General features: G+C 55.2%; 31 protein-coding genes. 15 read left to right on the top strand and 16 right to left on the bottom strand.

Features of this window, described 5'->3' with window-relative positions:
- Positions 1-3: 3 nt before the first annotated feature.
- The 10 genes from flgK to flgB form a co-directional block, all read right to left on the bottom strand.
- Entirely contained in the window at positions 4-1644 is a 1641-nt protein-coding gene (flgK, locus tag ENTMO_RS0109295; RefSeq protein ID WP_010429667.1) for a flagellar hook-associated protein FlgK, read from the bottom strand.
- 75 nt (positions 1645-1719) lie between these two features.
- Positions 1720-2673 carry a flagellar assembly peptidoglycan hydrolase FlgJ gene (flgJ, locus tag ENTMO_RS0109290; protein WP_010429665.1) on the bottom strand — a complete coding sequence of 318 codons (954 nt, stop codon included), beginning with the start codon at positions 2671-2673 and terminating at the stop codon, positions 1720-1722.
- Positions 2673-3770 (bottom strand): flagellar basal body P-ring protein FlgI, encoded by a 1098-nt coding sequence (locus ENTMO_RS0109285; RefSeq protein ID WP_010429662.1) that lies wholly within the window; start codon positions 3768-3770, stop codon positions 2673-2675. Before ENTMO_RS0109285 ends, flgJ begins: the two co-directional genes overlap by 1 nt.
- A 12-nt stretch (positions 3771-3782) precedes the next feature.
- Positions 3783-4481: a flagellar basal body L-ring protein FlgH gene (gene flgH, locus ENTMO_RS0109280; RefSeq protein WP_010429658.1), complete on the bottom strand. Its 699-nt coding sequence runs from the start codon at positions 4479-4481 to the stop codon at positions 3783-3785.
- 57 nt (positions 4482-4538) lie between these two features.
- Positions 4539-5321: a flagellar basal-body rod protein FlgG gene (gene flgG / locus ENTMO_RS0109275; protein ID WP_000625853.1), complete on the bottom strand. Its 783-nt coding sequence runs from the start codon at positions 5319-5321 to the stop codon at positions 4539-4541.
- Positions 5322-5332: 11 nt separating this feature from the next.
- A complete protein-coding gene (locus ENTMO_RS0109270; protein ID WP_010429655.1) occupies positions 5333-6088 on the bottom strand; it encodes a flagellar basal body rod protein FlgF in 756 nt (251 codons plus the stop codon).
- 20 nt (positions 6089-6108) lie between these two features.
- Entirely contained in the window at positions 6109-7359 is a 1251-nt protein-coding gene (gene flgE / locus ENTMO_RS0109265; protein WP_010429652.1) for a flagellar hook protein FlgE, read from the bottom strand.
- A 26-nt stretch (positions 7360-7385) separates the two neighbouring features.
- Positions 7386-8096: a flagellar hook assembly protein FlgD gene (gene flgD, locus ENTMO_RS0109260; RefSeq protein ID WP_010429650.1), complete on the bottom strand. Its 711-nt coding sequence runs from the start codon at positions 8094-8096 to the stop codon at positions 7386-7388.
- A gap of 11 nt (positions 8097-8107) precedes the next feature.
- Positions 8108-8512, bottom strand: a complete 405-nt coding sequence (gene flgC, locus ENTMO_RS0109255; RefSeq protein ID WP_010429647.1) for a flagellar basal body rod protein FlgC — start codon at positions 8510-8512, stop codon at positions 8108-8110.
- 3 nt (positions 8513-8515) lie between these two features.
- Positions 8516-8932 carry a flagellar basal body rod protein FlgB gene (gene flgB / locus ENTMO_RS0109250; protein ID WP_010429643.1) on the bottom strand — a complete coding sequence of 139 codons (417 nt, stop codon included), beginning with the start codon at positions 8930-8932 and terminating at the stop codon, positions 8516-8518.
- A 157-nt stretch (positions 8933-9089) separates the two neighbouring features.
- Here flgB and flgA point away from each other — a divergent pair, with 157 nt between their 5' ends.
- The 3 genes from flgA to flgN all read left to right on the top strand — a co-directional run bounded on the left by flgA (position 9090) and on the right by flgN (position 10566).
- Positions 9090-9749 carry a flagellar basal body P-ring formation chaperone FlgA gene (flgA, locus tag ENTMO_RS0109245; RefSeq protein WP_010429641.1) on the top strand — a complete coding sequence of 220 codons (660 nt, stop codon included), beginning with the start codon at positions 9090-9092 and terminating at the stop codon, positions 9747-9749.
- A gap of 93 nt (positions 9750-9842) precedes the next feature.
- On the top strand, positions 9843-10136 hold the full coding sequence (flgM, locus tag ENTMO_RS0109240) for a flagellar biosynthesis anti-sigma factor FlgM (protein ID WP_010429637.1): 294 nt from the start codon (positions 9843-9845) through the stop codon (positions 10134-10136).
- A 4-nt stretch (positions 10137-10140) separates the two neighbouring features.
- Complete coding sequence (gene flgN, locus ENTMO_RS0109235) at positions 10141-10566, top strand: flagella biosynthesis chaperone FlgN (RefSeq protein WP_010429636.1); 426 nt, start codon at positions 10141-10143, stop codon at positions 10564-10566.
- 59 nt (positions 10567-10625) lie between these two features.
- Here flgN and murJ read toward each other — a convergent pair whose 3' ends face one another.
- The 4 genes from murJ to rimJ form a co-directional block, all read right to left on the bottom strand.
- Complete coding sequence (murJ, locus tag ENTMO_RS0109230; RefSeq protein WP_010429634.1) at positions 10626-12161, bottom strand: murein biosynthesis integral membrane protein MurJ; 1536 nt, start codon at positions 12159-12161, stop codon at positions 10626-10628.
- A 129-nt stretch (positions 12162-12290) separates the two neighbouring features.
- Positions 12291-13214 (bottom strand): Gfo/Idh/MocA family protein, encoded by a 924-nt coding sequence (locus tag ENTMO_RS0109225; RefSeq protein ID WP_010429632.1) that lies wholly within the window; start codon positions 13212-13214, stop codon positions 12291-12293.
- A 2-nt stretch (positions 13215-13216) separates the two neighbouring features.
- Positions 13217-13867, bottom strand: a complete 651-nt coding sequence (locus ENTMO_RS0109220) for a YceH family protein (protein WP_010429628.1) — start codon at positions 13865-13867, stop codon at positions 13217-13219.
- A 9-nt stretch (positions 13868-13876) separates the two neighbouring features.
- Positions 13877-14461 (bottom strand): ribosomal protein S5-alanine N-acetyltransferase, encoded by a 585-nt coding sequence (gene rimJ, locus ENTMO_RS0109215; protein ID WP_010429626.1) that lies wholly within the window; start codon positions 14459-14461, stop codon positions 13877-13879.
- 238 nt (positions 14462-14699) lie between these two features.
- On the opposite strand from rimJ, the gene mdtH reads away from it, so the two are divergent.
- The 9 genes from mdtH to ENTMO_RS0109170 all read left to right on the top strand — a co-directional run bounded on the left by mdtH (position 14700) and on the right by ENTMO_RS0109170 (position 21387).
- Entirely contained in the window at positions 14700-15908 is a 1209-nt protein-coding gene (gene mdtH, locus ENTMO_RS0109210; protein WP_010429623.1) for a multidrug efflux MFS transporter MdtH, read from the top strand.
- A gap of 124 nt (positions 15909-16032) precedes the next feature.
- Positions 16033-16593 (top strand): lipoprotein, encoded by a 561-nt coding sequence (locus ENTMO_RS0109205; RefSeq protein WP_010429621.1) that lies wholly within the window; start codon positions 16033-16035, stop codon positions 16591-16593.
- 127 nt (positions 16594-16720) lie between these two features.
- Entirely contained in the window at positions 16721-17767 is a 1047-nt protein-coding gene (pyrC, locus tag ENTMO_RS0109200; RefSeq protein WP_010429618.1) for a dihydroorotase, read from the top strand.
- Positions 17768-17841: 74 nt separating this feature from the next.
- Positions 17842-18087 carry a DNA damage-inducible protein I gene (gene dinI / locus ENTMO_RS0109195; protein WP_010429615.1) on the top strand — a complete coding sequence of 82 codons (246 nt, stop codon included), beginning with the start codon at positions 17842-17844 and terminating at the stop codon, positions 18085-18087.
- A 274-nt stretch (positions 18088-18361) separates the two neighbouring features.
- Positions 18362-18616 (top strand): biofilm formation regulator BssS, encoded by a 255-nt coding sequence (gene bssS / locus ENTMO_RS0109190; protein ID WP_003858012.1) that lies wholly within the window; start codon positions 18362-18364, stop codon positions 18614-18616.
- Positions 18617-18732: 116 nt separating this feature from the next.
- Positions 18733-19851 (top strand): N-methyl-L-tryptophan oxidase, encoded by a 1119-nt coding sequence (gene solA, locus ENTMO_RS0109185; RefSeq protein WP_010429611.1) that lies wholly within the window; start codon positions 18733-18735, stop codon positions 19849-19851.
- Positions 19852-19900: 49 nt separating this feature from the next.
- Positions 19901-20014 (top strand): DUF2770 family protein, encoded by a 114-nt coding sequence (locus tag ENTMO_RS24595; RefSeq protein ID WP_010429609.1) that lies wholly within the window; start codon positions 19901-19903, stop codon positions 20012-20014.
- Between the two features lie 226 nt (positions 20015-20240).
- Positions 20241-20807, top strand: a complete 567-nt coding sequence (locus tag ENTMO_RS0109175) for a cytochrome b (protein ID WP_029485034.1) — start codon at positions 20241-20243, stop codon at positions 20805-20807.
- A gap of 1 nt (position 20808) precedes the next feature.
- On the top strand, positions 20809-21387 hold the full coding sequence (locus ENTMO_RS0109170) for a YceI family protein (RefSeq protein WP_010429605.1): 579 nt from the start codon (positions 20809-20811) through the stop codon (positions 21385-21387).
- Between the two features lie 37 nt (positions 21388-21424).
- On the opposite strand, the gene trhO is transcribed toward ENTMO_RS0109170, so the two are convergent.
- Positions 21425-22474, bottom strand: a complete 1050-nt coding sequence (trhO, locus tag ENTMO_RS0109165) for an oxygen-dependent tRNA uridine(34) hydroxylase TrhO (RefSeq protein ID WP_010429603.1) — start codon at positions 22472-22474, stop codon at positions 21425-21427.
- Positions 22475-22693: 219 nt separating this feature from the next.
- Between trhO and ENTMO_RS0109160 the strand changes: the two genes are divergently transcribed.
- From ENTMO_RS0109160 to ENTMO_RS0109150, 3 genes are all read left to right on the top strand, one after another.
- On the top strand, positions 22694-23620 hold the full coding sequence (locus tag ENTMO_RS0109160; RefSeq protein WP_010429601.1) for a Kdo(2)-lipid IV(A) acyltransferase: 927 nt from the start codon (positions 22694-22696) through the stop codon (positions 23618-23620).
- A 139-nt stretch (positions 23621-23759) separates the two neighbouring features.
- A complete protein-coding gene (gene mdtG, locus ENTMO_RS0109155; protein ID WP_010429600.1) occupies positions 23760-24989 on the top strand; it encodes a multidrug efflux MFS transporter MdtG in 1230 nt (409 codons plus the stop codon).
- 86 nt (positions 24990-25075) lie between these two features.
- Entirely contained in the window at positions 25076-25450 is a 375-nt protein-coding gene (locus ENTMO_RS0109150) for a MysB family protein (RefSeq protein WP_010429599.1), read from the top strand.
- Positions 25451-25457: 7 nt separating this feature from the next.
- Here the strand turns inward: ENTMO_RS0109150 and ENTMO_RS0109145 are convergent, their stop codons facing one another.
- A complete protein-coding gene (locus tag ENTMO_RS0109145; RefSeq protein ID WP_010429597.1) occupies positions 25458-25685 on the bottom strand; it encodes a YceK/YidQ family lipoprotein in 228 nt (75 codons plus the stop codon).
- Positions 25686-25705: the final 20 nt, after the last annotated feature.

Genomic DNA, 25705 nt, shown 5'->3' with positions numbered 1-25705 from the left:
GCCTTAGCGAATGTTGATCAACGCATCAAACAGCGTGCTCGCCGTTTGCAGAACCTGCGCATTCGCCAGGTAGTACTGCTGATAGCGCTGCAGGTTGCCGTATTCTTCATCCAGGTTAACCCCGGAAATCGACTGCTGCTGTTTGGTCAGCTGCGTTACCACGTTGTCTTTCGTGGCGCTGCTGGTTTTCAGCGATGCCGTGGTGCTCCCCACCGTACTGACCAGTGACGCATAGGCATCGTTGAAGGTTTTGTTATTCCCCACCAGCTTCGCGCTCTGCAGATCCAACAGTTTTTGGCCGTTGGTATTGTCGCTATCGCCGCTGTCGCTGGCGGAGGCCATCGCCAGTTTGGATTCATCGCTAATCGCGACGTCCATATTCATAATGACGTCATTCACCGGTTTCACGATGAAGCTGTCTTTCTGGTTGGCCGCACCGGTGATGTTCACGTTCAAACCATCAAACGACAGGTTACCGCTGCCGTCCGGCGTGGCCGTAAAGCTGGTTTTGTCAGACAGACGCGTGACCGTCCAGTTGGTCCCGTTGTACTCAACTTTATAGTTCGTCGCCTGCACCGCAGAGCTGTCCGTTACGCTCGCCGTGACCGATGCGCTGCCGGTGTTTTTGCTGTTACTCAGTACGGAAGGTGAACCGAAGTCGAACAGCTTGCCGCCTGCGTCGCCATTTGCGTCGAACCCGGCTTCATGCTGTGTGTTCATCGCGTCGGCAAACGCCAGCGCCATCTGGTTAAGGGTGTTACGCGCCTTATCCAGATCTTCAGAACGGAAGGTCAACAGCCCACCCAGTGACCCTGTGGTGATCTGCTTTTCCGGGATCTCAACGTTTCCAGACGCTGCATCCACGTAGGCAATCGTGGTGCGCGACGGGTCAGCACTGGATTTCACCGCAGCCAGCTGGCTGGCAGTACTGCCCTGCACCAGGGTGTAACCGTTCGCGATGGAGATATTGTACGTACCGCTGTCCTGCACGGTCACGTCCACACCCACAATCTTATTCAGCTCGCTCACCAGCTGATCGCGCTGATCGAGCAGTTCGTTCGGCGATGCGCCCGCGCCTACGCCGGTCAGACGGGAAATTTGATCGTTAAGGTTGGCTATCTGCTTCGCGTAGTTATTGATCTGATCCACGCTGGTGGTGATCGCGGTGTTAACCTGCGCATCCTGATCGCGAAGATACTGATCGTTGGTTTTAAACTGGTTTACCAGTCCATCCGCTTTGCCGATCACCGTCTGGCGCGCAGCCGGATCTTCGGCGTTACTCACCAGCGTTTGCAGGCTCTTGAAGAAATCCTGCAGCGTGGTCGAAAGCGAGTTGGTGGTATCGGAGAGCACGTCATCAATCTTTGACATCTGCTGATAGCGCGTTGTCAGCCCACTGCTCTGCGTCTGTGCTGCGCGCAGCTGGTTGGTAATGAAGGCGTCATACTCACGCTGCACGCCGGAGACATAAACCCCGTTCCCCACCCAGCCACCGCCGGTCAGCGTGCTGTTAGCCGCGCCCAGAATGGTGTTCTGGCGGGTGTAACCTGCCACGTTATAGCTTGAAATATTATTACTTACGGTATTAAGTGCCGCCTGTGCCGCACTGAGGCCACTCATGGCGCTGTTAATCAAACTGGACATGGGGGTTCCTTTTATACTTTCAGACACGAGTCCTGATGAAGGTTATCGGCAGCCTCCACCGGGACTTGAGAACTTTCAGAACAGATTTTCAATATCGGTGCTATAGGCTTTACTCACCTTCTCACCCATCGATTTCAGCTGCTGGATCATGCTGGTGAGCTTGCGCGCATAGTTCGGATCGGTAGCGTATCCCGCATTCTGCAATGCCTGCGCGCCCTGCTCCGGTGTCGATGCCTGCGTCACGGCGGTATAGCGCGGGTTTCGGCTTAACAGGCCGACGTAATCTGACAATGCTTCAAGGTAGGAGCTGTAAACGCGGAATTTGGCTTTTACCTTCACTGCCGCGCCGTTTTCGTATTCGGTGGTGGTGATCTCGGTTGTCGGCCCCTTCCAGCTGGAGGTAGCTTTCACGCCAAAGATGTTGAAGCTCGGATCGCCGTTTTCCTTACGGATTTGACGCTGGCCCCAGCCCGACTCCAGGGCCGCCTGGGCCAGGATCAGGTGATGCGGTACCCCGCTCTGCTCGCTGGCCAGTCGCGCTGGCAGAGAAAGCTGCGCCAGGAAGTCCTTACTGTCGCCGGAGAGCGGCTCGTCGCGCGTCTCTGCGGGCTTCGGCATGGCCTTACGCACCATCTGCGTCAGCGCCTGGTTCTGATAACTGGTCACCGTTTCGATGTCGAACTTCATCGGCACCTGCTGCGGCTGATCCTCAGGCTGAATACCCTGTGCGGCAGCGGTCTGTTTGACAATCATGTCAGCCAGTCCGAGTCCTTTACCGGCGGTCATCTGCTGTGCAATCTGCTGGTCATACATGCTGGTGTAAAGCCGCGTGGAATCGCTGCTGAACATCCCGTCTTTCGGCAGGGTCTCACGCATGCTTTTCAACATCATCTGCACGAACATCCCTTCCACCTGGCGGGCGACCGGGCGGATATTCGCCGCCGGGTCTTTTCCTGCTTTGGTTTTGAGTTCGTTCAGCGACTGGGCATCCCAGGCGGCACCGGTCAGCAGTTTGCTATCGGTCAGCATTAGATGATTTCCAGTTTGGCGCGCAGGCAGCCTGCACTTTGCATCGATTGCAGAATCGACATCAGATCCATCGGCGTCGCGCCCAGCGCATTCAGGGCACGCACCACGCTGTTCAGGTTCGCGCTGGAACGCACGCTTTGCAGCGAGCCGCCGCTCTGGCGCAAATCAATCTGCGTTTGCGGTGTCACCACCGTCTGACCGCCACCAAATGGCGTGTCCGGCTGGCTGACGTTGGCGGAGCGGTTCACCGTCACGGAGAGGTTACCCTGCGCCACGGCACAGCTGTCCAGCGACACCTCGCGGTTCATCACCACCGACCCGGTGCGTGAGTTGATGATAACTTTGGCATCCTGCACCGGCACGTTCACTTCCATATTCTGGATATCCGCCAGCATACGCACCTGGTTACTGTTACCCGAAGAGGTCCGGATCTGCACGGTACGCGCGTCCAGCGCCGTGGCGCTCCCGTAGCCGCGGCTGCGGTTGATGGTGTCGGCAATTTGCTGCGCCATCGTGAAGTCTTCATTATTAAGCTGCAGGTTGATGGTATTTCCTGCGCCAAACTGGGTCGGCAGCTCGCGCTCGATGATGGCCCCGTTAGTGATACGCCCACCGTTCAGCTGGTTCACCTGCACGCTGCTCCCGCCCGCAGAGGCACCCGCACCGCCAACCAGAATGTTACCCTGCGCCAGGGCATAGACCTGGCTGTCGACGCCCTTAAGCGGCGTCATCAACAGCGTGCCGCCGCGCAGGCTTTTGGCGTTACCCATGGAGGAGACCACTACGTCGATGGTCTGCCCCTGACGCGCAAACGCCGGATAGGACGCGGTCACCATCACCGCCGCCACGTTTTTCAGCTGCATGTTGGTCCCCGCAGGGACGGTAATACCAAGCTGCGAAAGCATGTTATTCAGGGTCTGGGTGGTGAATGGCGTTTGGGTGGTCTGGTCACCCGTACCGTCCAGCCCCACCACCAGGCCATAGCCAATCAGCGAGTTCTCGCGCACGCCCTGAACGCTGGTCAGGTCGCGAATACGGTCAGCCTGAGCGAAGGTTGCCACCAGCGCCAGCGCCACGGCGAAGATCGTTTTAAACATGGGTCACCTCGCTTACATCGGCGATAAGTTAAGGAAGAAACGCTGCAGCCAGCCCATATTTTGCGCTTCATTGATATAGCCGTTACCGACGTATTCAATGCGCGCATCCGCCACCTGGGTGGACGGTACGGTGTTGGTGCCGCTGATGGTGCGAGGGTTAACCACACCGGAGAAGCGAATGAACTCAGTGCCCTGGTTAATGGCGATCTGTTTTTCACCCACAACGTGTAAATTGCCGTTAACCAGCACCTGGTCAACCGTCACCGTCAGCGTACCGCTGAAGGTGTTACTGGCGTTCGCACCACCTTTACCGTTAAAGGTATTGCCGCGGGAGGCCTCAACATCCGCACGCGCATTGCCGAACAGGCCCTGCAGATAGCGTGGAACGGTGTCGAAGCCAAAATTGGTTTTGCCATCGCGGCTGGCGTTCGCCGACGAGCTCTTGCTCGCACTGACGTTTTCCTGCAGCACAATGGTCAGCGTATCGCCAATGTTACGCGGGCGACGATCTTCAAACAGCGGCTGATAGCCGTAGTTAATCGGCTGTGCGGTCTGGAAAATGGAGCCGTTCACCACGGGCGCAGGGCCGGGAACGGGCTGGGCGGTAGTCGCACCCTCGACCAATGGTTTAGACGGGATCCAGGCACACCCGCTGAGGGTGACGGCCAGAACAGTCAGTATCGGATAACGAAACGCCGCGTTTTTTTGCATTGCCTTCATCTTCGAAAACAGGGAGCCGGTGCGGCGTTGACCGCACCGGGCTGCACCTTAGAGTTGCGTCAGTTTCTGCAGCATCTGGTCGGTCGTCGACACTGCTTTACTGTTAATTTCATACGCGCGCTGAACCTGGATCATATTCACCAGCTCTTCCGCCACGTTAACGTTCGAGGTTTCAACATAACCCTGATACAGCAGACCCGCGCCGTTCAGTCCCGGCGTGCTTTCATTTGGCGTACCGGAGGACTGGGTTTCGGTGTAGAGGTTCTCACCAATGCTTTCCAGACCGGTATCGTTCATGAAGGTGGTCAGGTTGAGCTGTCCAACCTGAACGGGCGCGGCCTGACCCTGCTGGGTAACGCTCACGATACCGTCGCGCCCGATGGTGATGCTCAGGGCATTCGCCGGAATGGTGATTGCAGGCTGAACCTGGAAGCCGCCCGCCGTCACCAGTTGGCCGTTTTGATCCACCTGGAATGAGCCGTCACGGGTGTAGGCTGAGGTACCGTCAGGCAGCTGCACCTGGAAGAAACCCTGCCCTTTGATGGCGACATCTTTACTGTTGTTGGTCTGAGACAGGTTGCCCTGGCTGTGCAGACGCTCGGTCGCTACCGGACGCACGCCGGTACCAATCTGCAGACCGGACGGCAGCGTCGTTTGCTCAGAAGACTGAGCACCCGGCTGGCGAATGGTTTGATAAAGCAAATCTTCGAAAACCGCACGCTGACGCTTGAAACCATTGGTGCTGACGTTTGCCAGGTTGTTGGCAATCACATCCATGTTGGTTTGCTGCGCGTCCAGGCCTGTTTTCGCGATCCATAAGGAACTGATCATAAGGAGTCCTGTTAACTCATAGCCAGAAGTTGGTTAGCCTTGCTCGCGTTTTCATCCACGCTGCTGATAATTTTCATCTGCATTTCAAAACGGCGGGCGCTGGCGATCATGTCGGTCATGGCTTCAACCGGCTTGACGTTACTGCCTTCCAGCACGCCGGACATCACGCGAATGCTCGGGTCAGCCTGGAGGGTAGCGCCACGGGTGGCCTGTGCCGCCTGGGTCAGACGGAACATGCCGTCATCGCCGCGCTGCACCTCTTTGCCTTCCGCTTTAACCAGCTTCAGTCGCCCGACGGGCGCAACGGTATTAGCCGGGTCGCCCGGATTCAGCGCCGAGATGGTGCCGTCTGCCGCGATGGTCAGCTCCGAACCTTCCGGTACCGTGAGCGGACCGGCTTCGCCCATCACCGGATGACCCTGAATGGTCAACTGCCCGGTTGCGCTCACCTGGATATTACCGTTACGGGTATAGCCTTCGCCGCCGTCTGCCGTTTGCACCGCCAGCCAGCCGTCCTGCTGAAGAGCAACGTCCAGCGGACGCGAGGTGTAATCCATCTGGCCCGGCGTCATATCGGCACCGGGAGTGGATGCCGTCACCAGCGTACGCGTAGGCAATGAAAGCCCTTCGACCGGGACCGCACGCAGCGCATTGAGCTGCGCGCGAAAGCCCGGCGTGGAGGCGTTCGCCAGGTTGCTGGCGGTAACTGCCTGCTGATTGAGCGTCTGGCTTGCCGCGCCCATCGCTGTATATATTGCGTGATCCATTGCGCGTTCCTGTTAGCCGCTTAACGCAGGTTAACCAGCGTGTTGAGGATCTGATCCTGCGTTTTGATGGTCTGCGCATTCGACTGGTAGTTACGTTGCGCGACAATCATGTTCACCAGCTCTTTACTCAGGTCCACGTTAGAGGCTTCCAGCGCGCCGTTGGTCAGCGTACCAAAGTTACCGGTGCCCGCCGTGCCGAGCAGCGCAACGCCGGAGGACTGGGTTGCAGACCAGACGTTGTCGCCTTCCGATTTCAGGCCTTCGTTGTTAGCGAAGTTTGCCAGCACGATCTGACCCAGAACCTGCGTCTGTTCGTTGGAGTAGTTACCCACAACGGTACCGTCGTCGTTAATCTGATAGCTCACCAGATCGCCCGGCTTGTAACCGTTCTGGGTGGTCCCGACAACGTTGTTGGCACCGGTATTCTGCTGCATGGAGTTCTGGAAGCTCAGGGAGAACGTCGCTGGCGTCGCGCCGCTCACTGAACCGGTGGTGATGTTGATGGCCGGGGTGGCGTTTGGCGTCGCGCTCAGTACGCCAGCCGCGTTGTAGTTGTACACGCCCGCCAGGTTACCGTTGCTGTCAAGGTTCATTTGAGCGGCTTTGGTTGCTGGAGAACCGGCAACGCTACCGTCCTGGGTGTACAGATCCCATTTGTTGTCTGCTGTTTTGACGTAGTAGACATACATGTTGTGGGCGTTACCCTGGGTATCGAATACGGTCACGGTCCCTTTTTTGTTGTAGGTATCCGGGTTAGTCGCATCGAACGCGGCAGTCTGCGCATCATCCGTGGAGTTCAGGTTGATCTGCTGGGTTGCCGTTGTGGTCGCCTTCGCGGCCATCAGGGTGTTAGGGATAGTAATCGCCTGTGGGTTCGCACCGGTCTGCACCGTTGGTGGCGTACCTGCAACCGGATAGCCGGTCAACTGCATCCCCTGCATGTTCACCAGAGTACGGTTTTCGTCGAGCTTAAACTGGCCGTTACGGCTGTAGAACACAGAGCCGTTGGAATCCACCATACGGAAGAAACCGTTCTGGCTGATGGCAACGTCCAGACCACGACCGGTATTGGTGGTTGTACCGTCGGTAAAGTCCTGAGTGATACCCGCGACTTTAACGCCCAGGCCGACTTTAGAGCCTGCAAACATATCGGCAAACGAGGCCGAACCGGATTTAAAACCATAGGTCGCGGAGTTGGCGATGTTGTTGCCAATGACGTCCAGGTTGGTGGCCGCAGCATTCAGGCCGCTGACCGCTTGAGAAAAGGCCATGACTTACTCCTGATAAGTGTAAAGGCTTAGATAATCTGCCGAACTTCGTCGAGTGTGGTGGTACCAGAGGTACCCAAATCCAGTTTGTTGCCATCGCTACTTTTGATGACGCCCTGAACCAGTGCAAACTGCAGCGGCTGCGCAACCAGCTGGGTGGTCCCGGTGCTGGCGCTGATCGCCACCTTATAGGAACCGTTTGGTGCTTTGGTGCCGTCGGTGAGGCTGCCATCCCAGGTGAAGGTATGCACACCAGCTTTCAACTCACCGATGTCGATGGTGCGTACCACGGCACCGGTCGAGTCGGTGATCGTCGCGGTCACTTTGTCAGCCGCCTGCTGCAGCTCAACGCCAAACGGCGTGGTGGTGGTGGTTGAGGTGCCATCGGTGGTGCTGGTGCCCGCCAGAATGGTGGTCCCCGGGATCATCACCCCATGACCAATCAGGTTGGCTGCCTGCAAAGACTGGCTGTTGTCGATTTGACCGGAGACGGAGCCGAGCGTGGTATTCAGTTTCTCAATGCCGCTCACTGTACTGATCTGCGCAAGCTGCGTGGTCAGTTCGTTGTTCTGCATCGGGTTGGTAGGATCCTGGTTCTTCAGCTGCGCCACCAGCAGCGTTAAGAAGCTGCTTTGCAGATCGTTAGCACTGCTTCCGGTCAGGGAGCTGGAACCGGAGGTCGTGCTGGCACTGCTGACCCCCGTATTCGTTGGGTCATTCATACTGACGGCAATGGACATGCGTGTCTCCTTTACTGGCCGAGCGTGAGTGTTTTGAGCATCATGCTCTTCACGGTGTTGAGCACTTCGACGTTTGCCTGATAGCTGCGCGAGGCGGACATCGAGTTCACCATCTCACCGACCACATCCACGTTAGGCATCTTCACGTAACCACTGGCATCGGCGAGCGGGTTGCCCGGTTCATACACCAGCTTGTCAGGTGCCTGGCTCTCCACCACGTCAGAGACTTTCACGCCGCCTGTTGCCGCACCCGGTGCAGCATCGACCTGAAAGACCACCTGTTTTGCTTTATAGGGCTGTCCGTCAGGACCGGTTACGCTGTCGGCGTTAGCGAGGTTACTGGCGGCAACGTTCAGACGCTTGGACTGTGCCGTTAACGCCGAACCGGCGATATCAAAAATATTCAGCAAAGCCATGGATTAGTTGCCCCCTTGCAGGACGGTCATCATGCCTTTAATTTGTCCGCCGAGTAGGGTCAGACCCGTCTGGTACTGCAGGCTGTTATCGGCAAACTGCGTACGCTCCCGGTCCATGTCGACGGTATTGCCGTCAAGCGATGGCTGGTCGGGAATGCGATAAAGTAAATCGGTCGTGGGCGCGGTCATCGCCTGAGCAGGAATATGGCGTGAGGATGTCAGTGCAAGTGCGACACCCGTTCCTTCGGCACGTCCGCGCTCCATCACTTTTTTAAGTTCACTGGAAAAATCAATATCGCGCGCCTGATACCCCGGGGTATCGGCGTTGGCAATATTGGCGGCTAAAATCTCCTGCCGCTGGGCGCGTAAATTGAGCGCTTCCTGCTGAAAACGTAACGCGGCGTCGAGTTTATCGAGCATGTCTCCTCCGCTGATGGCAAAATTTCAGTTCACAGCTTAAATCTCACCCCGTCTCCCCTATCGACGGAATAAGCGCAAAATGCGTCGCTATTTATTGCGTTGATGTAAAACCACTGCGGGTAGAATCCTCTCAATTCTGGAAACGGTGGGATGTGCAATGCGGACGATAAAACGAGGCCTGGCGGCAACCTTATTGCTTTTAAGCCCTCTGGCGCAGGCTGAAAACTTACAGGCTCAGCTGACGACTTTTTTTGCACAGCAGCTGGCGGGCTTTAGTGATGAAGTCAGCGTCACCGTTCGCACGCCGCCTAATCTCTATCCCTCCTGCGAACAGCCCTCATTCACCGTGACCGGCACGACAAAGCTGTGGGGTAACGTGAACGTGCTGGCGCGCTGCGCCAACGAAAAACGCTATTTACAGGTTGCGGTTCAGGCGACGGGCAATTATGTTGTTGCCGCCGCGCCCATTGCCCGCGGCAGGGTACTGCAGGCCAGCAGCGTGACGCTTAAACGCGGTCGACTGGATCAGCTTCCGCCGCGAACGATGCTGGACATAAACCAGGCACAGGACGCGGTCAGCCTGCGCGATATGGCACCAGGCCAGGCCATTCAGCTCTCTATGCTGCGTAAAGCGTGGCGGGTGAAAGCGGGTCAGCAGGTGATGGGGGTCGCCAACGGAGACGGCTTTAGTATCAACAGTGAAGGTAAGGCATTAAACAATGCCGCCGTGGCGCAAAATGCCCGGGTCAGAATGTCTTCAGGCCAGGTGGTTAGCGGAACCGTCGATTCTGATGGGAATATTCTGATTAACCTATAATCTTTTTAAAGATTTCGCGGTGCCTGCCGATAAATATTCAACTAATGATGATGTCAGGCGCAAACGCCGCGAACCCTCGATGAGGACAACACTATGAGCATTGATCGTACATCAGCCCTGAAGCCGGTTAGCACTGTACAACCTCGCGAAACGAATGACGCTCCCGCGCAGAAAACGCGTCTGGAAAAACCGTCTACGGCTAACAGCACCAGCGTGACCCTGAGCGACGCGCAGTCCAAACTGATGCAGCCGGGCAGCAGCGATATCAACATGGAACGTGTTGAAGCGCTGAAAACGGCCATTCGTAACGGCGAGCTGAAAATGGATACCAGCAAAATCGCTGACGCGCTGATCGAGGAAGCGCAGAGTTTCTTACAGAGTAAATAACCGTATGAGTCGACTGTCAGAAATACTGGATCAGATGACGGTTGTCCTGAACGACCTGAAAACGGTAATGGATGCTGAACAACAACACCTGTCTTCGGGTCAAATCAACGGCAGCGCGGTGCAACGCATTACTGAAGACAAAAGTTCGCTTCTGGCGACGCTGGATTACCTTGAGCAGCAGCGACGCGCTGAACAGGATCAGAAGCGCAGCGCCAACGATGAAATTGTCGAACGTTGGCAAACGATTACGGAAAAAACCCAGCATCTGCGCGATCTCAACCAGCATAACGGTTGGTTACTTGAGGGACAGATGGTGCGTAATCAGCAGGCTCTGGAAGTATTAAAACCCCATAAAGAGCCGGGGCTGTACGGTGCGGATGGTCAGACGGCCACGGCACGCATTACGGGCGGGAAAAAGATTTCGATTTGACGCCTTAGCGGCAAATCAGGCTGTGGGGAGCACCATAAGGTGAACTCCCCTTTTGGCGTTTATGCCGTACGGCGGGTGAACTCTTTCACCTTGAATCCCAACGCCGCGAGCGGGGCGAAGTATGCCACCACGCCGACCACCACAACGGCCATCAGGCGCATCAGGCGGTATGGCATGGTGCCCGCTGACCAGTCCGGCATGACATACAGCATGCCCAGCAATGCCGCCGACATCACCAGCACCGCGATCACCAGACGCGCAAGAAAACGCGACCAGCCCGGCTGCGGCGTGAAAATATCCTGCTTACGCAGCTGCCAGTACAGCAGCCCGGCATTCAGGCAGGCCGCCAGACCAATCGACAGCGCCAGTCCGGCGTGTCTCAGCGGACCGATAAACGCCAGGTTCATCAGCTGGGTCATAATCAGCGTCACAATGGCGATTTTCACCGGCGTTTTGATGTCCTGGCGTGAATAGAACCCCGGTGCCAGCACCTTCACGACAATCAGCCCCATCAACCCTACCGAATAGGCAATAAGCGCCTGCTGGGTCATGGCGGCGTCATGGGCGGTAAATTTACCGTACTGGAACAGCGACACCGTCAGCGGTTTCGCCAGAATCCCCAGCGCCACCGCGCTCGGCAGCGCCAGCAAAAAGCAGAGACGCAGCCCCCAGTCCATCAGGCGGCAATACTCATCGTGGTTGCCGCTGGCAAAGCTTTTGGAGAGCGACGGCAGCAGGATGGTCCCCAGCGCCACGCCCAGCACGCCGGATGGAAACTCCATCAGACGGTCAGCGTAGTACATCCATGAGACCGAACCAGATACCAGGAAAGAGGCAAAAATGGTGTTGATGATGAGTGAGATCTGGCTGACGGATACCCCGAGGATCGCGGGCCCCATCTGCTTAATAACCCGCATCGCACCGGCATCTTTAAGGTTGATACGCGGCAGGACCAGCATGCCGATTTTCTTCAGGTGCGGCAGCTGGTAAGCAAGCTGCAGCACGCCGCCCACGGTCACGGCCCAGGCCAGCGCCAGCACCGGCGGATTGAAATGCGGTGCGGCAAACAGCGCAAAGCCGATCATGCTGACGTTAAGAAACGTCGGCGCAAACGCCGGGACGGAGAAGCGGTTCCAGGTATTGAGTATCGCCCCCACCAGCGAGGCCAGCGAGATCAGCAGAATATAGGGGAAGGTAATGCGCAGAAGCTGCGAGGTCAGGGCAAATTTATCCGCCGTATCCGCAAAGCCCGGTGCCGTCACCATAATCACCCAGGGCGCGGCCAGCATCCCGATGACGGTCACCACCGCCAGCGCCAGGGTCAGTAGCCCCGAGACGTAAGAGACAAAAACGCGGGTCGCGTCCTCGCCCTGCTTGCTTTTATATTCTGCGAGAATCGGCACGAAGGCCTGGGAAAATGCGCCTTCCGCAAAAATACGGCGTAATAAGTTCGGCAATTTGAACGCGACGAAAAAGGCGTCCGTGGCCATCCCTGCACCAAATACCCTTGCCACAATGGCGTCGCGCGCAAAGCCGAGCACGCGGGAAAACATGGTCATTGAGCTGACGGCCGCCAGCGATTTTAATAAGTTCATTAACGTGAATTTCCAGAACCATACGGATTTGTAGACCGGGTAAGCGTAAGCGCCACCCGGCAAAGCCAACAAGCGGCGCTTAGTCTAACCGGATTTCAACGAATTACTATCCGCAGATGTTACAGCGAGTTATTCACTCATGGCGTCGCGCCAGAGCCTTTCTACAATGCGCTGCGCCAGAATCGCCTGCTCGCCGGAGGTTTCAGGAACCGTCTGATTTTGTACGCAGGTGATAAAGTGACGAGCACACCCGACAAAACCGCGCTGCTCCAGCGTGCTCTGCCAGCCGGGAACGGGCAGTGTCACCACGCCGTTGCCCTTCTCTTCCCGCCACTCACGCATGTCCGTAATGTCGACCAGCGCGCCGTCGGTCACCGCCTGCACGGATTCACGCTGGCTACCGGCCCGACGATGCATGCTGGTGGTCACTTGAAGATGCTCAACGGCAAAGTGGTGTTCCGCATAGACCATCTGCCCCTGATCGTTTGTCAGCAGAGTGCCGCTTTTCAGCTGTGCATTGCCGTCCGTCAGCCATAACGCCGTATCCACAACGTGAAGATAATCATCCAGCAGGGTGAAGCGCAGATCGTTCGGCCCGACGCTGTCGGTGCGGTGCTTATCCATCCGCAGCGAGGCAAACGTGCCCGACTGCGCCTTAAGCTGCTGGTAAAGCGGTGCGAAGCGGCGGTTGAAGCCCACCATCAGCGTCAGCTTTTTGCGCGCGGCAAGCTCAATCAGCCGTTCGGCATCCTGAACATTTTCTGCCAGCGGCTTATCCACGCAGACGTGGACACCCGCGTTGAGCAGCTCGCTCACCACCTGATAGTGCGTTGCCGTTGAGGTATGCACAAATACCGCATCGCACTCGTGGGCTAACGCCTGAAGCGAGCTGGCATACGGAATGCGCCAGGTTTCACAGATGCGTTCGGCCTTCTCGCGCGTGGGCGACCAGGCCCCCTGCAGCGTCCAGTCAGATGCTGCGCCCAAAACCGGTAGCCAGGCTTTCTGCGCGATACCGCCCAGACCGACCACGCCAATGCGTAATTTTTTCACTGTTAGTCTCCCAGATGTGCCAGCAACGCATCCAGACGCTGTTTTAGCCCGGCGACCTCTTCTTCCAGGGCCTCTACGCGCGCGGCAAGGCTGTCATTGTTTTCAGGGCGATCCGATTCAGCCGCTGCGCTTGCGGCGTCAACATCACCGCTAAACAGATGCATATATCGGCTTTCGCGTTTTCCCGGCTCGCGCGCCAGACGCACCACGTAAGGGCCGTCCTCACGAGCCGCCAGCCCTTCAAGCGTCTGTTCGACCTCCTGCATATCGCTGAACTCATGCATACGGGAAGCGCGCGTCCGCAGTTCCCCTGGCGTCTGTGCCCCCCGCAGCAACAGCGTGGTGATGACCGCCACTTCCGCGCTGCTCAGCTTCAGGTCGCCAAATTCGGAGTTACAAAAGCGCTGTTCATACTTCGTGACGCGGTTACCGAAGCCGCTGACGGTGCGCAGGTAGTGGCGTTTGACCAGCGCATCCAGCACGTCCTGAACATCATGCTCGCTGAGGTTCATGACCGGCTCACGGTTGGTTTTTTGGTTGCAGGCCATCGTCACGGCGTTGACCGAAAGCGGATACTGTTCCGGCGTGGTGACCTGTTTTTCCAGCAGGCTGCCGACAACGCGCGCTTCTGCACCGCTTAACTGATATTTCATCTTTTCTCCTTAACGACCTGCAGTCCAGTCCGGGGTGGTTAATGCGGTGAGGACATGATCGCGCCATTCGCCATCGATAAGCAGATAGTCTTTGGCGTAGCCCTCTTTCTCAAAGCCTAAGCGCGCCAGCAAATCCCCGCTGCGCTGATTATGCGGCATGTAGTTCGCCATAATACGGTGGATATGTTGCGTGCGTTGCATGTAGCGGATCGCCGCCGTTAACGCCTCAAACATCAGCCCCTGCCCCTGCCATTTCTGACCGATGGAGTAGCCGAGATAACAGGCATGGAACGATCCGCGCACCACGTTAGAAAAATTGGCGATGCCGATAATCTCTTTTTCTTCCGGATCCAGCAGCGCGAAATAAAATGCGCTGCCCTGTTTGTGAAATTCCGCGATCATACTGAGACGCGCCTGCCAGCCGGAGGGGTAACAATGGCTCTCATCCCGAACGGGTTCCCAGGGCTTTAAAAACTGGCGATTCTCGGCGTAATAATCCGCCAGACGCCAGGCATCACGCTCATGCACTAGACGAACGACGAGCCTGTCCGTTGTCAGACGCACTTTTGGCACATTGCTGCGATAGCCAAACATCGATACCACTCCTTCCCGTCACTTCTGTTCTACCGATTAGCTTTACTATACCTGCGCCTGCGCCGTCTGTGAAAACAGTGACATACCATTTTGACCTCTTTTCACATTTTTCGATGAGAACTCTCTATCAAAGCACCCTTTTGATAAAAAAATATTGTCACGCCCGGGGGTGGGAAAAAACGCGGCGACACCGCAGAATGTTAGCGTGCTCACCTTCTTATTTTCCCTGGAGGGAACAATGTCCCGCGTATCACAGGCCAGGAGCCTGGGTAAATATTTCCTGCTCGTCGATAACATGCTGGTCGTGCTCGGCTTTTTTGTCGTTTTTCCGCTTATTTCGATCCGCTTTGTCGATCAGATGGGCTGGGCGGCATTAATGGTTGGCATTGCACTGGGGTTGCGCCAGTTTGTCCAGCAGGGTCTGGGCGTCTTTGGTGGGGCCATTGCTGACCGCTTCGGCGCTAAACCGATGATCGTTACCGGCATGCTGTTACGCGCGGCAGGCTTTGCCACGATGGCAATCGCCCACGAGCCCTGGCTGCTGTGGTTCTCCTGCTTCCTCTCCGGGATTGGCGGCACCCTGTTCGATCCGCCGCGTACCGCGCTGGTGGTGAAGCTGATCCGCCCGCAGCACCGTGGACGCTTCTTCTCGATTCTGATGATGCAGGATAGCGCTGGCGCGGTGATTGGCGCACTGCTGGGCAGTTGGCTCCTGCAGTATGATTTCCGTCTGGTCTGTGCGACTGGTGCGGTGCTGTTTATTCTCTGCGCCTTGTTCAATGGCCTGTTCCTGCCCGCGTGGAAATTGTCGACGGTGAAAGCACCGGTGAGAGAAGGTCTGGGCCGCGTTTTGCGCGACAAACGCTTTGTCACCTATGTGCTCACCCTGACGGGGTACTACATGCTGGCGGTGCAGGGCATGCTGATGCTGCCGATCATGGTTAACGACATTGCAGGAACCCCTGCCGCCGTGAAGTGGATGTATGCCATTGAGGCCTGCCTGTCACTGACGCTCCTCTACCCGATAGCCCGCTGGAGCGAGCGCCGCTTTCGTCTGGAGCATCGCCTGATGGCAGGGCTTCTGCTGATGACGCTGAGCATGATGCCCATCGGGCTCGTGAATTCACTGCAGCAGCTGTTCATGCTGATTTGCACCGTCTACATCGGCTCGATCATTGCCGAACCCGCGCGTGAGACGCTGAGTGCCTCACTGGCCGATGCACGCGCGCGTGGCAGCTATATGGGGTTCAGTCGACTTGGGCTCGCCCTTGGCGGCGCGCTGGGCTATGCCGGAGGCGGCTGGCTGTTCGACGCTGGTAAAGCGCTGAACCAGCCGGAACTGCCGTGGATGATGCTCGGCGTGGTAGGCTTTATGACCCTGCTGGCCCTGTGGTGGCAATTCAGCCAGAAGCGCAGCGCGAGCGGCATGCTCGAACCCGGCGCCTAGTTCTTCTTTCTGGCGGGTATCCTTTCCCGCCTCAATTCTCAGTTTTTTCTGCTGGTTTCTCACTATTCACACTGACATACTGGCGTATCAGGACAGATGCGCCGATTTTTCGTTGAGGAACACTATGAAGAAGATTGTCATTGCCGCTGCGTTAATTGTGAGTGGCCTGCTGGTAGGCTGTAACCAGCTTACGCAGTACACCGTCAGTGAGCAGGAAATTAATCAGGCGCTGGAAAAACATAATAACTTTGCCAAAGACATCGGCGTTCCGGGCCTTGCCGATGCCCATATCGTCCTCAGCAATCTCGCCAGCCAGATTGGACGTGAAGAACCGAACAAAGTCACCCTTTCCGGTGACGCCACGCTGGATATGACCTCATTATTCGGCAACCAGAAAGCCGATATTAAGCTGAAGCTCAAGGCGCTGCCGGTCTTCAACAAAGAGAAAGGGGCCATTTTCCTGCAGGAAATGGAGATCGTCGATGCGGTCGTCACGCCGGACAAAATGAAGCCGGTACTGCAAACTCTGATGCCTTATCTGAATCAGTCGCTGCGTAATTACTTCAACCAGCAACCCGCCTATGTCTTGAGCGAAGACAAGAGCAAGGGTGAAGCGCTCGCGAAAAAATATGCAAAAGGGATAGAGGTGAAACCGGGAGAAATCATTATTCCTTTCACCGATTAACCTGAAGGGCGCGGAAGCGCCCTTTTTTTTCGCAGAAAAGTGTGCAAACGAAAACGTTTCCGCTTATGATTTGTGTCCGGCAAAAACAGCCATCCTTATGACTGATTCCTGACAAGCCGGAGCTTCCATGACTGCACAACCCCAGGTTCTTAAAATCCGCCGCCCTGACGACTGGCATATCCATCTGCGCGATGGCGATATGCTGAAAACCGTCGTGCCCTATACCAGCGAAATTTATGGCCGCGCGATTGTTATGCCTAACCTGGTTCCGCCAGTCACGACCGTCGATGCCGCAATAGCTTACCGCCAGCGTATACTTGACGCCGTTCCGGCGGGGCATGATTTCACCCCGCTGATGACCTGCTACCTGACCGATTCACTCGACCCGAACGAAGTAGAACGTGGGTTTAACGAAGGTGTCTTCACCGCGGCAAAACTCTACCCGGCCAATGCCACCACCAACTCCAGCCACGGTGTGACCAGCATTGATGCCATCATGCCCGTTCTGGAACGGATGCAAAAACTGGGCATGCCGCTGCTGGTACACGGGGAAGTGACGCACGCCGAGATTGATATCTTCGACCGTGAAGCCCGGTTTATCGAAACGGTAATGGAACCGCTGCGCCAGCATCTGCCTGCCCTTAAGGTGGTGTTTGAACATATCACCACCAAAGACGCCGCGGAATATGTTCGCGATGGCAACGATCTTATCGCCGCCACCATCACGCCTCAGCACCTGATGTTTAACCGTAACCACATGCTGGTTGGCGGCGTGCGCCCTCACCTCTATTGCCTGCCGATCCTCAAACGCAATATCCACCAGCAAGCCCTGCGCGAGCTGGTTGCGAGCGGTTTCTCCCGCGCGTTCCTGGGTACCGACTCCGCCCCGCACGCGCGTCATCGTAAAGAGGCCAGCTGCGGCTGCGCTGGTTGCTTCAACGCGCCTACTGCGCTGGCGAGCTATGCCACCGTGTTTGAAGAGATGAATGCGCTGGAACATTTTGAAGCGTTCTGCTCCCTCAACGGCCCACGCTTCTATGGTCTGCCGGTCAATGAGAGCTTCATCGAGCTGGAGCGCAAAGCCAGCCAGGTGGACGACGCGATTCCGTTGACGGATGACACGCTGATCCCGTTCCTGGCCGGTGAAACTGTACACTGGACGGTAAAACGTTAAAAAATCAACGCCTCCTGTTGTCAAATTCATAATATACCTGTATATATAAACAGTATATTACACAGGGGGCATTTATGCGTATTGAAGTCACCATTGCCAAAACAACCGTTCTGCCTGCTGGCGCACTTGATGCGCTGGCGGGCGAGTTATCCCGTCGTATTCACAGCACCTTTCCTGAAAATGATGGCGCCGTAACGGTACGTTACGCGGCCGCAAACAACCTCTCCGTCATCGGCGGTGCAAAAGAAGACAAAGATCGTATCCGCGAAATCCTGCAGGAAACGTGGGAAAGCGCCGACGACTGGTTCATAACGGATTAACCTTGCTCCCTCATTGTTTTGTTTTGCCGGGTCGCCCCGGCTTTTTTTTGTTTTTTATCCTGGATAAGTTCAAATTATTTCAGCATCTTCTTAGAAAATCGTGAACAAGACGGTGTTTTATTGTTCGAAGAATCCTAAAACGCAGAAAAATGTGTTGCCAGCTGTTTATTTTTCTCTTCGGAACCCTTATTACTTGTATACTGAAGATGCTTTCAGAAAAACATGCATTGAACCTCAAAGCCGTTGTCTTCTAACACGCATTTAGGGGGTTATAATGGAAAAGAATAGTGAAGTCATCCAGACCCACCCGCTTGTCGGCTGGGATATCAGTACCGTAGATAGCTACGATGCGCTGATGCTGCGTTTGCACTACCAGACCCCAAATCAACTCAACCGTGACGAAGCGGAAGTTGGACAGACGCTGTGGCTTACAACAGACGTCGCCCGTCAGTTTATTTCTATTTTAGAAGCAGGTATCGCAAAAATAGAGTCTGGCGACTATCAGGAAAATGAGTATAAACGGCATTAGTACAATGCCCATTTTTCACTCAACAGGCACCCACGTGGTGCCTTATTTATTTCTCCCTTGTGTCAGCCCGCATAGTTAATTACTCTGCTAACAAAGCGTGAGTTAACGAGATGCATATGAGATACGACTTAATCATTATTGGCAGCGGTTCCGTAGGTTCTGCTGCCGGTTATTACGCAACGCAGGCCGGTCTGAAGGTTCTGATGATTGATGCCCATCTTCCTCCGCACGCGGAAGGTAGCCATCACGGTGATACCCGTCTTATTCGCCACGCCTATGGTGAAGGAGAGCGTTATGTCCCGCTGGTCTTACGTGCCCAGACGCTGTGGGATGAACTGGCAACGCTGACCGAAGAACGCATTTTTGACCGCACGGGGATTATCAACCTTGGCCCGGCCAGTTCTGCATTTCTTGCGAACGTGGAACAGAGCGCGAAGGAATTTAATCTTGATGTTGAACGTCTGGATGCGAGCGGCATTATGCAACGCTGGCCGGAGATCGCCGTTCCGGATGATTACATCGGGCTGTTTGAAGCCAACTCGGGCGTACTGCATTGTGAAGCGGCCATTAAGACCTGGATTGATTTGGCGGCAAAAGCCGGCTGTGCCCAGTTGTTCAACTGTCCCGTAAGCGGCATTACCCATCATGCTGACGGTGTCACCGTCACCACCGCTGACGGAAACTATTCTGCGTCTCGGCTGCTAATTAGCGCCGGAACCTGGGTAACAAAACTGCTCCCGGATCTGCCCATTCAGCCCGTGCGCAAAGTCTTCTCCTGGTTCCAGTCAGACGGGCGTTACAGCACGCAGAATAAATTCCCGGCATTCACCGGCGAGTTACCGAACGGCGATCAGTTCTACGGCTTCCCGTCAGAGAAAGACGCGCTTAAGATTGGCAAACACAACGGCGGACAAATTATCTCCACGCCTGAGGAGCGCAAACCCTATGGCGCATACCCTCAGGATGGTTCAGAAGCGTTCATGTTCCTGCGCACTATCCTGCCGGGCGTTGGCGGCTTGCTCTACGGCGCGGCCTGCACCTATGACAATACGCCTGATGAAGATTTCATCATTGATACCCTGCCGGAGCATGACAACACGCTGCTCATTACCGGGCTCAGCGGCCACGGTTTCAAGTTCGCCTCCGTGCTTGGCGAAATTGCCGCGCAGTTTGCGCAGGGTATTACGCCGCCATTTGATCTGCAGCCCTTCTCGCTCTCACGTTTTAATGGATAATACCCGCCAGGCTCCGGTCCCCGGAGCCTCTTTTATCTGAGGAAAAATGATGCGCAGGATCGTCGATTTACTCGTCAATAATATTCGCGAGCATTTTATGCTCTATCTGTTGTTGTGGGCGCTGCTGGCAATCATTGATGTTATTTACATTGTATTTTATTGAAAAGAAACGCTTACGTTTATTGACATTTCTTGAGGTTAATTATTTTTTAACGCATCCACTGATTCCGCCTGAGTTATATTGCTCGAAGCTTTTGAAATACATCCACGCAACACCTTCAAATACGCTGAAATAAATTAAATTAAAAACGTTATCTACTTATTTCAGTTGCAATATCCTCTCTTCCCGTTCATTTTTATTGCTCGAATGATTTTGAGTGGTATCTCCTATGCAATTGCGTAATACCCCCCATCGCTACGGAATAATATCCATAAGTTTGCACTGGATATTCGCGCTTGCGGTGTATGCTATGTTCGGGCTTGGACTCTGGATGGTCACGTTAAGCTATTATGACGGCTGGTATCACCAGGCACCGGAACTGCATAAAAGCATAGGTGTCCTGTTGATGATGGGTCTGGTTGTTCGCGTAGTCTGGCGACATATTTCCCCGCCGCCACCCGCGCCGAAAACCCACGGTAAATTCACGCGCGTGAGCGCTGTCGCGGCCCATATTGCTCTCTACGCCCTGCTTTTTGCCATTCTGATTAGCGGATACCTTATTTCAACAGCGGATGGCAAGCCGATCAGCGTCTTTGGTCTTTTTGACGTTCCCGCCACGCTCAGCGATGCTGGCGTCCAGGCGGATACCGCTGGCGTTGTCCATCTGTGGCTGGCTTGGAGCGTGGTTATTCTTTCTGTCCTTCACGGGCTTGCGGCCCTCAAACATCACGTTATCGATAAAGACGACACGCTGAAGCGCATGCTTGGCCGTTCGTCTTCTGACTCTGGAGCATAAAATGAAAAAACACCTGCTGGGCATCGCCTTAGGTTCACTGTTATTCACCACCGGTTCTGCTGTTGCGGCTGATTATAAAATTGATAAAGAGGGCCAACATGCCTTCGTCAATTTCCGTATTCAGCATCTTGGCTATAGCTGGCTATATGGCACCTTTAACGATTTTGATGGCACCTTTACTTTTGACGAGAAAAATCCGGCAGCGGATAAAGTCAATGTCACCATTAATACCAACAGCGTGGATACTAACCACGCCGAGCGTGATAAACATTTACGCAGTGCAGAATTTCTGAACGTATCGAAATTCCCGCAGGCAACATTCGCCTCTACCGGCGTGAAAAAGGACGGTGACAAGCTGGATATTACCGGCAACCTGACGCTTAATGGCGTAACGAAACCCGTCACTCTTAATGCGAAATTGCTTGGTCAGGGTGATGATCCGTGGGGCGGGAAACGTGCAGGCTTTGAAGCTGCAGGTAAAATTCACCTGAAAGACTTTAACATCACCACGGATTTAGGCCCGGCATCTCAGGATGTTGAACTGATTATTTCCGTGGAAGGCGTTCAGCAGAAGGGATAAAAATATGCCCGGCGGTATTTTCCGTCGGGCATAAACATTACTCAGGGTCGGGAATACCCAGTTTGGTATTCAGACGTCCGCGGGATTTATTAAAAATCTTGTTCCCGTTTTCGCGACCTGCGCGACGGCGACGCTGCTCTTCTTCCGGCAGCACGCTTTCTTCGCTGCACAGCTCACTACAGCAGCCGTTAAATTTCTCAGCGCAGGTTGGACACTGAATAAACAGCAGGTGGCAACCGTCGTTTTTGCAGTTGGTATGCGTATCGCAAGGCGTTCCGCACTGGTGGCAGTGGGCGATCACGTCGTCGGAAATACGCTCCCCCATGCGCTCGTCAAAGACAAAGTTTTTGCCGATAAAGCGCACCGGCAGGCCCTGCTCACGCGCGCGGCGAGCATACTCAATGATGCCACCTTCGATGTGCCAGACCTTGTTGAAACCGTTGTGCTTCATCCACGCACTGGCTTTCTCACAGCGGATCCCGCCGGTGCAGTACATCACGATCTTTTTGTCTTTATGTTCCTGCATCATCTCAACCGCTTTTGGCAGTTGCTCGCGGAAGGTATCAGCCGGAATTTCCATCGCGTTCTCGAAATGGCCCACTTCATACTCATAGTGGTTGCGCATATCGATAAAGACCGCATCAGGATCGTCAAGCATGGCGTTCACTTCAGCGGCCTTCAGGTATTCCCCGACGTCACCCGCATTAAAGCTGGGATCGTCAATACCGTCAGCCACGATGCGCTCACGCACTTTCATGCGCAGAACCCAGAACGATTTCCCGTCATCATCCAGCGCAATGTTCAGGGGTAAGCCATTAAGCGCCGGATCGAAGCCGTAAAGAAAATCACGGAAGGCGTTCACCTGACTTTCCGGCACGCTGATCTGCGCATTGATGCCCTCACGCGCCAGATAGACGCGCCCGAAGACATTGAGCGCAGTCAATGCCTGATAGAGTTCATCGCGGGTCGCTTGTGGATCGTTGATAGTGAAGTATTTGTAAAATGAGATGGTCGTGCGCGGTTCGGTTTCAGCCAACATACGCGCCTTCAACATCTCATTCGATACGCGGTTGTGTAACACTGGCATGGTGTACAAGTCCTGCATTCGTTAGAGAATTAAAATCGGTCGGCATCATATAGCAAACAAAGCTAATTTACATCCACACAATTTACGCTACATTTCAGCCTACCTGATTTACCAGGATTAACAATTGCTGGATTCGTGCACGTTTCGATGACAGACATTTTGGCTACGTACTAAAAAATGCGAGAATAGCCATTCAGGACGTAAGAACACAGGACAGACATGACCCAGTTACCGAAATTTACTACCGCCCTTTTGCATCCCCGCTATTGGTTGACCTGGATTGGCATTGGCTTGTTGTGGCTTATCGTACAACTTCCTTACCCGGTTATTTTCCGCCTCGGTAAAGGGATCGGCCACGTTGCCCGGAAATTCATGAAACGCCGCGTCAGGATTGCTCACCGCAACCTCGAACTCTGTTTTCCGCAGATGAGTGAGACAGAGCGTCACGATATGGTGGTTAAAAATTTCGAATCCGTTGGCATGGGTCTGATGGAAACAGGCATTGCATGGTTCTGGTCGGACAAAAGAATGGCCCGCTGGACGGAGGTTGCCGGAACAGGTATGGAGCCCGTGCACACATTGCAGGCTAATCAGACCGGCGTACTGTTGATTGGCGTCCATTTCCTGACGCTTGAAATCGGCGCGCGTATGTTTGGCATGCAGGCGCCTGGTATTGGCGTATATCGGCCGAATGACAATCCGGTCATCGATCTCATCCAGACTAATGGCCGCATGCGCTCTAACAAAAGCATGATTGACCGTAAGGATCTGAAGGGCATGATCCGCGCCCTCAAATCCGGTGAGGTGGTCTGGTACGCCCCCGATCACGATTACGGCCCGCAATCCAGCGTGTTTGTGCCGTTTTTTGCCGTCGAAGAAGCAGCGACCACCACAGGGACCTGGATGCTCGCCCGAATGTCTAAAGCGGCCATTGTTCCCTTTGTTCCACGCCGCAAGCCGGATGGTTCAGGCTATCAGCTCATCATGCTTGAGCCAGAACTCACGCCGCCTCTGGACGACGCAGAAACCACCGCGCGCTGGATGAACGATATTGTGGAGAAATGCATCATGATGGCACCAGAGCAGTACATGTGGCTCCATCGCCGCTTTAAAACGCGCCCGCAAGGCGTTCCCTCCCGATACTGATTGTCATGCGGCCTCCGGGCCGCATGCTGTTTTAGCTTTAAAAGCTCCCCCACATTGCGGCAATCCTGACCCAGGCGCATAATTAGCACGCTTATTACTTCCCCTTCCCGGCGCACTGTATCTTAATTTGCGGAGAGTTATGTCACCCTCAGATGCTCCCATAAACTGGAAACGTAACCTCGCGGTTGCCTGGCTCGGCTGCTTTCTGACGGGCGCGGCGTTCAGCCTGGTCATGCCTTTCCTGCCTCTCTACGTTGAACAGCTTGGCGTTACGGGCCATAGCGCGCTCAATATGTGGTCAGGTCTGGTGTTTAGCATCACCTTTCTGTTTTCCGCTATCGCTTCGCCATTCTGGGGCGGCCTCGCCGGCCGCAAGGGGCGAAAAATTATGCTGCTACGTTCAGCGCTGGGGATGGCTATTATTATGGCGCTGATGGGCGTGGCGCAAAACGTCTGGCAGTTCCTGGTGCTGCGCGCACTGCTTGGCCTGCTGGGTGGATTCATCCCCAATGCCAACGCCCTGATTGCCACACAAATTCCACGCCATAAAAGCGGCTGGGCTCTCGGTACGCTCTCAACGGGTGGCGTCAGCGGTGCGCTGCTTGGACCTCTGGCGGGCGGCTTACTGGCGGATAGCTACGGCCTGCGGCCCGTCTTTTTCATCGCCGCCAGCGTGCTGTTCCTCTGCTTTGTCGTCACCTTGCTCTGTATCCGTGAAAAATTCACGCCGGTCACCAAAAAAGAGATGCTTCATGCCCGGGATGTTCTTACCTCGCTGAAAAATCCCAAACTGGTGTTGAGCCTGTTCGTGACGACCATGATTATTCAGGTGGCGACCGGGTCGATCGCCCCGATTTTAACGCTGTACGTGCGCGATCTGGCGGGCAACGTCAGCAACATTGCCTTTATCAGCGGGCTGATCGCATCAGTACCTGGCGTGGCGGCACTGCTCAGCGCGCCAAGGCTGGGAAAACTCGGCGACCGTGTTGGGCCCGAAAAGATCCTGATTTGTGCCCTGGTGATTTCCGTTCTGTTACTCATCCCGATGGCGATGGTGCAGTCTCCCTGGCAACTCGGCCTGCTGCGCTTTTTGCTCGGCGCGGCAGACGGCGCGCTATTACCTGCCGTACAGACCCTGCTGGTCTACAACTCAACGAACCAAATCGCCGGACGTATTTTTAGCTATAACCAGTCGTTTCGTGATATCGGCAACGTCACCGGACCGCTTGTCGGGGCGGGAATTTCTGCCAGCTTTGGCTTTCGCGCCGTTTTTATCGTCACGGCCGGTGTCGTGCTGTTTAACGCCATTTACTCCTGGTTCAGTTTATCCCGGACGATGCGTTCTGAACTGAATAAGACAAATGCCTGACGGCTTATTTTCGCATTCATACTTGCAAAATCAGAGAATCAGCTATTCTTTCCCTGAATACCTTCATGAAAAACAGGGAGACACCGATGACCATGTACGCCACGCTGGAAGAAGCTATTGATGCCGCTCGTGAAGAATTCCTCGCCGATAACCCCGGCATTGAGGAAGAAGATGCTGACGTGCAACAACTCAATATCCAAAAGTATGTCCTGCAGGACGGCGATATTATGTGGCAGGCCGAATTTTTTGCCGATGACGGTGAAGAGGGAGAATGTTTGCCGATATTGAGCGGTGAAGGTGCTCAGGCCGTCTTTGACGGCGATTACGACGAAATTGAATTACGCCAGGAATGGCTTGAAGAAAATACCCGGCATGAAGGGGAGGGGGGCGAATTTCAACTCGAACCGCCGCTGGATACCGAAGAGGGCCAGACCGCAGCCGATGAGTGGGACGAACGTTAAGCGCTCATTACTCGTAAGGCCCGTGGCTGGCGTCGATGGGCAGCAATAGCGTGTCGAAGATCAGCGAAAACGGCAGATCGAGCACGGTCAGGTAGCGCCAGGCGGAATCTCGTACGTCCCATTTGACGCCGGGGTAATACTGATTCCCGTGACCTTGTCCCGGAATAGTGCGGCTGATAATGCTGCCGCAGCCGCTGAGCAGACATGTCATCAACACCACGACAATTATTTTCATTCATTACCTCTAAAAAAATA

The organism is Enterobacter mori LMG 25706 (assembly GCF_000211415.1).
GTDB lineage: Bacteria > Pseudomonadota > Gammaproteobacteria > Enterobacterales > Enterobacteriaceae > Enterobacter > Enterobacter mori.
This window is presented reverse-complemented; position numbering and strand designations above follow the sequence as displayed.